At 65.2% G+C, this 7,824-nt stretch carries 8 protein-coding genes; 4 read left to right on the top strand and 4 right to left on the bottom strand.

Annotated elements, in window-relative coordinates; all coding sequences use genetic code 11:
* Window positions 1-3: 3 nt before the first annotated feature.
* A complete protein-coding gene (locus LJE61_RS14015) occupies window positions 4-1,188 on the bottom strand; it encodes a pyridoxal phosphate-dependent aminotransferase (RefSeq protein WP_296912208.1) in 1,185 nt (394 codons plus the stop codon).
* 139 nt (window positions 1,189-1,327) lie between these two features.
* Between LJE61_RS14015 and uvrB the strand changes: the two genes are divergently transcribed.
* Window positions 1,328-3,337 (top strand): excinuclease ABC subunit UvrB, encoded by a 2,010-nt coding sequence (gene uvrB, locus LJE61_RS14010; RefSeq protein ID WP_296912210.1) that lies wholly within the window; start codon window positions 1,328-1,330, stop codon window positions 3,335-3,337.
* Between the two features lie 10 nt (window positions 3,338-3,347).
* Here the strand turns inward: uvrB and LJE61_RS14005 are convergent, their stop codons facing one another.
* Complete coding sequence (locus LJE61_RS14005) at window positions 3,348-3,596, bottom strand: hypothetical protein (protein ID WP_296912212.1); 249 nt, start codon at window positions 3,594-3,596, stop codon at window positions 3,348-3,350.
* 206 nt (window positions 3,597-3,802) lie between these two features.
* Here LJE61_RS14005 and mtgA point away from each other — a divergent pair, with 206 nt between their 5' ends.
* Window positions 3,803-4,573 carry a monofunctional biosynthetic peptidoglycan transglycosylase gene (mtgA, locus tag LJE61_RS14000; RefSeq protein ID WP_296912214.1) on the top strand — a complete coding sequence of 257 codons (771 nt, stop codon included), beginning with the start codon at window positions 3,803-3,805 and terminating at the stop codon, window positions 4,571-4,573.
* A 79-nt stretch (window positions 4,574-4,652) separates the two neighbouring features.
* On the opposite strand, the gene LJE61_RS13995 is transcribed toward mtgA, so the two are convergent.
* Complete coding sequence (locus tag LJE61_RS13995; protein WP_296912216.1) at window positions 4,653-5,705, bottom strand: 3-deoxy-7-phosphoheptulonate synthase; 1,053 nt, start codon at window positions 5,703-5,705, stop codon at window positions 4,653-4,655.
* 236 nt (window positions 5,706-5,941) lie between these two features.
* Window positions 5,942-6,541 (bottom strand): histidine phosphatase family protein, encoded by a 600-nt coding sequence (locus LJE61_RS13990; RefSeq protein ID WP_296918700.1) that lies wholly within the window; start codon window positions 6,539-6,541, stop codon window positions 5,942-5,944.
* Between the two features lie 165 nt (window positions 6,542-6,706).
* Between LJE61_RS13990 and LJE61_RS13985 the strand changes: the two genes are divergently transcribed.
* Together LJE61_RS13985 and LJE61_RS13980 are read left to right on the top strand one after the other, a co-directional pair.
* Window positions 6,707-7,009 (top strand): hypothetical protein, encoded by a 303-nt coding sequence (locus tag LJE61_RS13985; protein ID WP_296912105.1) that lies wholly within the window; start codon window positions 6,707-6,709, stop codon window positions 7,007-7,009.
* Window positions 7,010-7,063: 54 nt separating this feature from the next.
* Window positions 7,064-7,519 carry a hypothetical protein gene (locus tag LJE61_RS13980; protein WP_296918699.1) on the top strand — a complete coding sequence of 152 codons (456 nt, stop codon included), beginning with the start codon at window positions 7,064-7,066 and terminating at the stop codon, window positions 7,517-7,519.
* Window positions 7,520-7,824 lie beyond the last annotated feature (305 nt).

Genomic DNA, 7,824 nt, shown 5'->3' with positions numbered 1-7,824 from the left:
GGCTTAGCCAACGGCCGCAGCGATGCGCTCCAGCGCCTGCTCCAGGTTCTGGCGGCTCGTGGCGATGGAGATGCGCGCGTAGCCGTTCAGACCGAAGGCGGAGCCCGGCACCAGCGCAACCCCGGCCTTCTCGATCAGGTGCTCGGCAAAATCCAGGTCGTTGTGAACGCCTTCCAGTCGGTCGATCACACCTTGGACCTTCGGGAAGACATAGAAGGTCCCGTCAGTCGGCAGGCATTCGACGCCCAGCATCCGGTTGAGCCGCTCGACCACCAGGTCGTGGCGTTCCTTGAAAGCCCGGAGCATCTGCCCGATGCAGTCCTGGGGACCTTCCAGCGCCGCCTGGGCCGCGACCTGCGAGATCGAGGTCGGGTTCGAGGTGCTCTGACTCTGCACCTTCTTCATCGCCTTGATCACCTCGGCTGGTCCGCCCGCATAGCCAATGCGCCAGCCGGTCATGGAATAGGCCTTGGAGACTCCGTTCAGAACCAGCGTCCGCGGCGTCAGGTCCGGGCAGGCATTGAGGATGTTGACGAAGGGCTCGGGACTCCAGCGGATATGCTCGTACATGTCGTCGGTGGCAATGAGCGTGCGCGGGAACGCACGCAGGACCTCGCCGAGCGCCTCCAGCTCATCGCGGCTGTACGCCATCCCGGTCGGGTTCGAGGGGCTGTTGATGACGACCAGCCGAGTCTTGTCGTTAAGTGCGCCCTTGAGCTGGCCAGGGGTGATCTTGAACCGCTGGTCGGCCCCGGCGTGGACGAGCACGGGCGCCCCGCCGGCCAGGAGCACCATGTCCGGATAGGAGACCCAGAAGGGCGCCGGGATCACCACCTCGTCGCCCGGATCGAGTAGCGCCTGGGCGAGGTTGAAGAAGCTCTGCTTGCCGCCGCAGGAGACGAGAATTTGCTCCTGAGTGTAATCCAACCCGTTGTCGCGCTTGAACTTGTCGATCACGGCCTGCTTGAGCTCGGGCGTGCCGTCCACCGCGGTGTATTTGGTAAAGCCGCCGCGGATCGCCGCGATGGCCGCCTCCTTGATGTGATCGGGCGTATCGAAATCGGGCTCGCCGGCGCCCAGCCCGATGACATCCTTCCCCGCGGCGCGAAGTGCCTTGGCGCGGGCTGTGATGGCCAGGGTAGCGGATGGTTTGACGGCCTGGACGCGCGCGGCGAGCTTGATGGTCATCGGATGTCGTCTCTGGTTCTCGTGGTGACTGGACATGCTGGTTTCTGCTCCCAATCATAACGAAACCGAAACCGCCCGGCACGCCTCTCGCCGTCGCTCTCCGGGCAACCGCCGCCCGGTTCCGAATCAGGTGCCACGCATGTCTCAACGCGCCTTTCAACTCGTCTCCGATTTCGCCCCGGCGGGCGACCAGCCCGAGGCGATCCGCAGCCTGGTCGAGGGCCTCAGAGCCGGCGAGGCTGCCATGACCCTGCTGGGCGTCACCGGATCCGGCAAGACCTTCACCATCGCCAACGTCATCGACCAGGTGCAGCGCCCGGCGCTGATCCTGGCCCCCAACAAGACACTCGCCGCCCAGCTCTACGGTGAGATGCGCGAGTTCTTTCCGCACAACGCGGTGGAATACTTCGTCTCTTACTACGACTACTACCAGCCTGAGGCCTATGTCCCGTCCACGGACACCTATATCGAAAAAGACGCCTCGATCAATGAGCACATCGAGCAGATGCGCCTCTCCGCGACCAAGGCGCTGCTGGAACGCCCGGATGTCATCATCGTCGCCACCGTCTCCTCCATCTACGGCCTCGGCGACCCGGACGCCTATCTGAAGATGGTGCTCCATCTCAACCGAGGTGACCTGATCGACCAGCGAGCCCTGCTGCGGCGTCTGGCGGATCTTCAATACCGGCGCAACGAGATCGAGCTCCAGCGCGGGACCTACCGGGTGCGAGGTGACGTGATCGACATCTACCCGGCGGAATCCGACGACGAGGCCCTGCGGGTCGAGCTTTTCGATGAGGAGATCGAGGCCCTGTCGCTGTTCGATCCCCTGACCGGCGAGATGCTGCGCAAGGTGCCGCGCTTCACGGTCTTTCCCAAGACGCACTACGCCACGCCGCGTGAGACCATTCTGGCCGCAGTCGATCAGATCAAGATCGAGCTCAAGGAGCGCCTGATCTGGTTGCGCGAGAACGACAAGCTGGTCGAGGCCCAGCGCCTGGAGCAGCGAACCCTGTTCGACCTGGAGATGATGCTGGAGGTGGGCTACTGCTCGGGGATCGAGAACTACAGCCGCTATCTCTCGGGGCGCGGGCCGGGCGAGCCGCCGCCGACCCTCTACGATTATCTGCCGGGGGATGCGATCGTCGTCATCGACGAAAGCCATGTCACGGTGCCCCAGCTCGGCGGGATGTACCGGGGCGACCGGTCGCGCAAGGAGAACCTGGTCGACTATGGGTTCCGCCTGCCCTCGGCGCTCGACAACCGGCCGCTGCGCTTCGAGGAGTTTCAGGCGCGCCGGCCGCAGACCATCTATGTCTCGGCCACCCCGCGCGAGTACGAGATCCAGCACTCGGGGGCCGTCATCGAGCAGGTGGTGCGCCCCACCGGGCTGGTGGACCCAGAGGTGGAGGTCCGTCCGGCACTGACCCAGGTCGACGACCTGCTCTCCGAGATCGGACTCAGAGTCGCCGCCGGCGAGCGGGTCCTGGCCACGACCCTGACCAAGCGAATGGCGGAGGACCTGACCGACTATCTCAACGATCACGGCGTCAAGGTCCGATACCTGCACTCCGATATCGACACGGTCGAGCGGGTGGAGATCATCCGCGATCTCCGACTCGGCGAGTTCGACGTCCTGGTCGGTATCAACCTGCTCCGTGAGGGGCTCGACATGCCGGAGGTGTCGCTCGTCGCCATCCTGGACGCCGACAAGGAGGGGTTCCTGCGGTCGGAAGGCTCGCTCGTTCAGACCATCGGGCGCGCCGCGCGCAACGCCAACGGCAAGGCGATTCTCTATGCCGACACCATCACCGGCTCCATGCGTCGCGCGATCGACGAGACCGAGCGGCGCCGCTCCAAGCAGATCAACTACAACAGGGCGCGGGGCATCACCCCGCAAACCATCCGCAAGGCCGTCGCCGACATCATGGAGGGCGCCGTCCCCGGGGGCCCCGTGAAGGCGCGCACCTATGCCAGGGTCGCCGAGGAGATCATCGAGTACGCCAGCCTGACCCCGCAGGAGATGGCCAAAAAGCTCAAGGCGCTCGAGAAGGCCATGTACCAGCATGCCAAGAATCTCGAGTTCGAGCAGGCCGCGGCCATCCGAGACAAGATCAAGGAGTTGCAGGGGCGGGGGCTGGCCGCCTGAGGTCGATCCGTCAACCGTGGTGGATGGCTGGGACGGCCGTCGGCTGGCGCGGCGCATCATCCTCCAGCGGGCCGAGCTTGCGCCGAGGTCGCGCCACGCGTGAGCGCCGCCGTGGACGGTCCCGATCGGGGCGGCCGCGACGGGGTCGGCTGTCGGACCCCTCCGGGACGCGCTCGAGAAACGCGCAGGCAAGACTGAGGACCGAGAAAAATCCGGACAGGAACAGCAGGATCACGAGCAGGTTGACAAGGGCATCCATCGTCGTCTCCGTTGGGTCTGGACTGGACGGAACCACAGCATGCCGGATCCGGTGGCTCAGTACGTGAGCCCGGCGCCGCGCATCGCCGACCGCTCGTCGGCGCGCTTCGCCCGCGGGCCTGCCGCCGCGGCGGATACTGGCTTTTCGTCGGCGGTCACCACGAGAGGTGGTAGACTCGGGCGCAGCAGAGCGATGTCGGCGAGCCGATGCAAGACCTCGAACAACGTGCGCCCAGTGAGAGCGGCGGATTCCGCATCGAGCGCATCGGCCAGGGCCGACATCCGCTGGTCGCCGTCTGCCACGCCCTGCTCAAGCTGGCGGGGACCCTGTTCCTGATGTCCGGCCTCCTGGTGTTGACGCTCAGGTGGCTCGACCCGCCCGCATCCGCCTTCATGCTCCGCCACGCCTACAACCTCTGGCGGCTCGACCAGTCACCCCCCTACTATCGCCACGCCTGGGTACCCTCGGATCGGATCTCGCCGTTCGCCCGTCTCGCGGCGATCGCCGGCGAGGACCAACGCTTCCCCGCCCATCATGGGTTCGACTTCGTGGAGATTCGCCTGGCCTGGGACGCCTACCGCAAGGGCGGACAGCTGCGTGGGGCCAGCACCATCACCCAACAGGCCGCCAAGAACCTCTTTCTCTGGCCAGGCAAGGACTGGACGCGCAAGGTGCCGGAGGCGTGGTTTACCCTGCTGATGGAGATCCTCTGGCCAAAGGAGCGCATCCTCGAGGTCTATCTTAATCTCGTGCAGTTCAGCCCCGACACCTACGGGATCGGCGCGGCCAGCCTTCGGTATTTCGATCATCCGGCGAGCGAGTTGACGATGCGCGAGGCGTCGCTCCTGATCGGGGTTCTCCCCGCACCCGGGCTCCACCGCTTGGACCAGCCATCGGAGCGACTGGAACGACGGGCGGCCTGGATCATTGACCAGTCCAGCCGCCTCGGCGGGATCCGCTATTTGGACCAGCTTTAGAGCGCTTCAGGAAGGAAGTGACTCGTTCAGGGCGCACCGCGTCGCCCCGCAACGACGGCCATGCGGCGACGCGGTTTCGTTACAGGGAGCGCCGGCGGGCGACGGCCTCAGCGAGCTCGTGCAACATCGGAACGGTATCCGCCCAACCAACGCAGGCATCGGTGATGCTCTGCCCGAAGACCATCCCATCGCTGGCGCCCAGATCCTGTCGGCCGCCAACCAGATGGCTCTCGATCATCACGCCGATGATCCCCGGGTCACCGCGTCCGATCTGCCCCGCAACGTCTTGACAGACCCGGATCTGCTTCTCCGGCCGTTTGCGACTGTTCGCATGGCTGAAGTCGATCATGATCTTCGGCGTCAGGCCGGATTCAGTGATCTGCTCGGCCGCGATACTGACACTCTCCGTGTCATAGTTGGGCCGCTGGCCGCCGCGCAGGATGATATGGGTATCCACGTTGCCGGTCGTGCTGAAGATTGCGGACTGGCCCGCCTTGGTGACCGACATGAAGACATGGGGGCGCGCCGCCGCATGAATGGCGTCGATGGCGACCTTCACGTCACCGTTGGTCGCGTTCTTGAAACCCACCGGGCAGGAGAGACCGGATGCCAGCTCGCGGTGGCCCTGGCTCTCTGTCGTGCGCGCTCCGATCGCCCCCCAACTGACCAGATCGGCGATGTATTGAGGGCTGATCAGGTCCAGGAACTCGGTCCCCGCGGGCATCTGCATCGCGTTGAGCTCCAACAGGAGCTTGCGCGCAATCCGCAGACCCTGATTGATCTCGAAGCTCCCGTCCAGATTAGGATCATTGATGAGCCCCTTCCAGCCCACCGTGGTACGCGGCTTCTCGAAGTAGACCCGCATGACCACGAGCAGGTGATCGCACAGCTCGTTACGCAGGACCTGGAGACGTTCGGCATACTCCAAGGCGGCACGGGGATCATGGACCGAGCAGGGACCGGCGACCACCAAGAGCCGATCGTCCCGACCGTGCAGGATCTGCTGGATCGCATGGCGCGTGGCATAGACAGTCTCTGCGGCCGTCTCCGAAATCGGGAACTCCTCATGGAGCGCGTTCGGGGAACGCACTTCTTTGATTTCGCGGATGCGCAGATCGTCGGTCTTTTGCATTGGGCGTCACAAGAATCTCGTAAGCGGCTCAGTATAGCCTAATGGCGAAGGACCCAGCCTATCCTCGCCGTCACGCGGCCGATGCGATCGACGCAGCCGGGTCAGCCGCGATGCCGGGCCACCGCGGGTCCGAATGGGGGCGCCGAATCAACTCAAACGGGTCTCCTTTCGCTTCTATGGATGCGCTCGAGCCGAGCGGAACCGGCGACCCACACACCTGCAAGGGTGGGCAGAGGTCAAGTCAGCTTCGGGACATTGACCCATTCGATGCTCGGACCAAGACGTCCGTGACGCACCCGCACCAGCCCGGCATAGTCGATCTGGATGCGATACCAGCGCCGCGCCTCGGCCCCGAGGAGATACCCGAGCAGCGCACGCATCACTCCGGCGTGACAGACGATCAGCAGGTGCCGCCCCGGATAGGCGGCCAGATGCCGCTGGTAGGCGTCGGCGACACGGGCGACCAGGTGCTCCAGCGACTCGGCGCCCGCGGGGCGCCGACCGACCGGGTCCTGATAAAAGGCCGTGTGCCGCTCGGGCTCCTGCTCCGCGACATCGGTGTGTGAGCGTCCTTCCCAGACACCCATTCCGACCTCGATCAGACCCGGATCCACGACCAATGGCAGCCCGCGGCGCGCGGCGAGGTCGGCGGCGAAGAGGCGACAACGTGCCATGGGCGAGGTGATGATCTGCTGCCAGGGCGCACGCTCGCCGAGCGCCTCGGTCATCTGCGCCCAGCCCGCTGCGCTGAGTGGATCATCGGTGCCGTTGCCGCGATAACGGCGCCCGCCGACGGGCTCGCCGTGACGGATCAGATCGATCAGGATCTCGGGCATCAGCATCGGACTCGATCGGTCGGTGTCAAGAGCACAGCCGGCGAGCCGTCTCGGGCACGGAGCGGGGCCGTTGCATCCGGCGGCTCGGATGACGACAGGGCCGGGCTTGGCGAGCCGGCGACGAAGGCGTTACAGTCTAACCAAAGCCGACACAGGAACGACAGCATGCAAAGCAAGATCTACGAGGGGATCGATAAGCAGGAAGGCGGGGCCATGACGCCAACCGCAAACATCATTCGCGACGCCTGGGTGTTCGGGATCATCCCCGAGGAGGAGACCTGCGAGGGCTGGACGATCCAGGGCATCGAGGGACTCTACGACAAGGTCACCGACGCATGGAAACCCTATGGTCATCTCGTGTCCAATCTCCCACCCGATCTGCGAGAGCGGCATTCCCGCATCTATACAGCGGCGATCGAGCGGGCGCGCGCCGCAGGCTGGAACCCGGAGCTCGGTGACAACGACTGACGGTGCGCCGCCCCGCCGAGTGCAGGATCGCGACACCCATCCGGAGCATCCGACATGGCCGGTTACCTGATCCGTGAGACCTTCTTCCGGCCGGGCGAGATCGCAGCCAAACAACGTACGAGCATCCCCGCAGCCGTCTTCAACGGCCTGCAGCTGCTCCTGAAACGCAGCCAAGGCGACTGCGTGTTCGTGCCGATCCGCTCCATGCAGTACCAGGCGGTCGTCGATCGCGAAGAGGTGATCTTCGTCGACAGCCACGGCGGTTATGCCCATCAGAACGGCGAGGGCGGGCGCCTGATTCGTATCGCCTGGCGTCCGGCGGTGGCGCAGGCGTCACTGTCTGCGCCCATTCCTTGTGAAATTATTCATTATTTCAAAGGCCAGGAAGAGATCCAGATGCGCCTGCTTGGCGAGATCCAGCCAACGATCAGGCAGATGCTCGACCGTCAGCGTCATGGGTCCGGTCCGCGTCAGTCCGCCCGGATCCTCCCGTTCCGGCGCACGGATTGACCTCGGGCCCAGTGCGGAGCCCGATGCCTCCTGACACCGCGAGATGATTCGCCCCGGTCTTCCAGCTGCACCAAAGCCAATAAGGACAGTGTCGCGCGTACCCGGTCCGGCAGGACGCGCTTGATATCTCAGGGCTTCCTTCGCTGCAGGTTGAGGGCCGGGGACTTTGACCCGGCGGCCGATGATCTCGCCCGCGGCAGCTCGCCCTCGATCATGATCGGCTTGATTGCATGCAGGATGTTGGCGAAGAGATGGCCGTGAACGGCCTCCTCGCGCGCCAGCAGCGCCTTCATGTGCGCGCGACG

The organism is Thiocapsa sp., assembly GCF_022340925.1.
GTDB lineage: Bacteria > Pseudomonadota > Gammaproteobacteria > Chromatiales > Chromatiaceae > Thiocapsa.
Note: the sequence above shows the minus strand (reverse complement) of the source record. Positions and strands in the feature narration are given on the sequence as shown.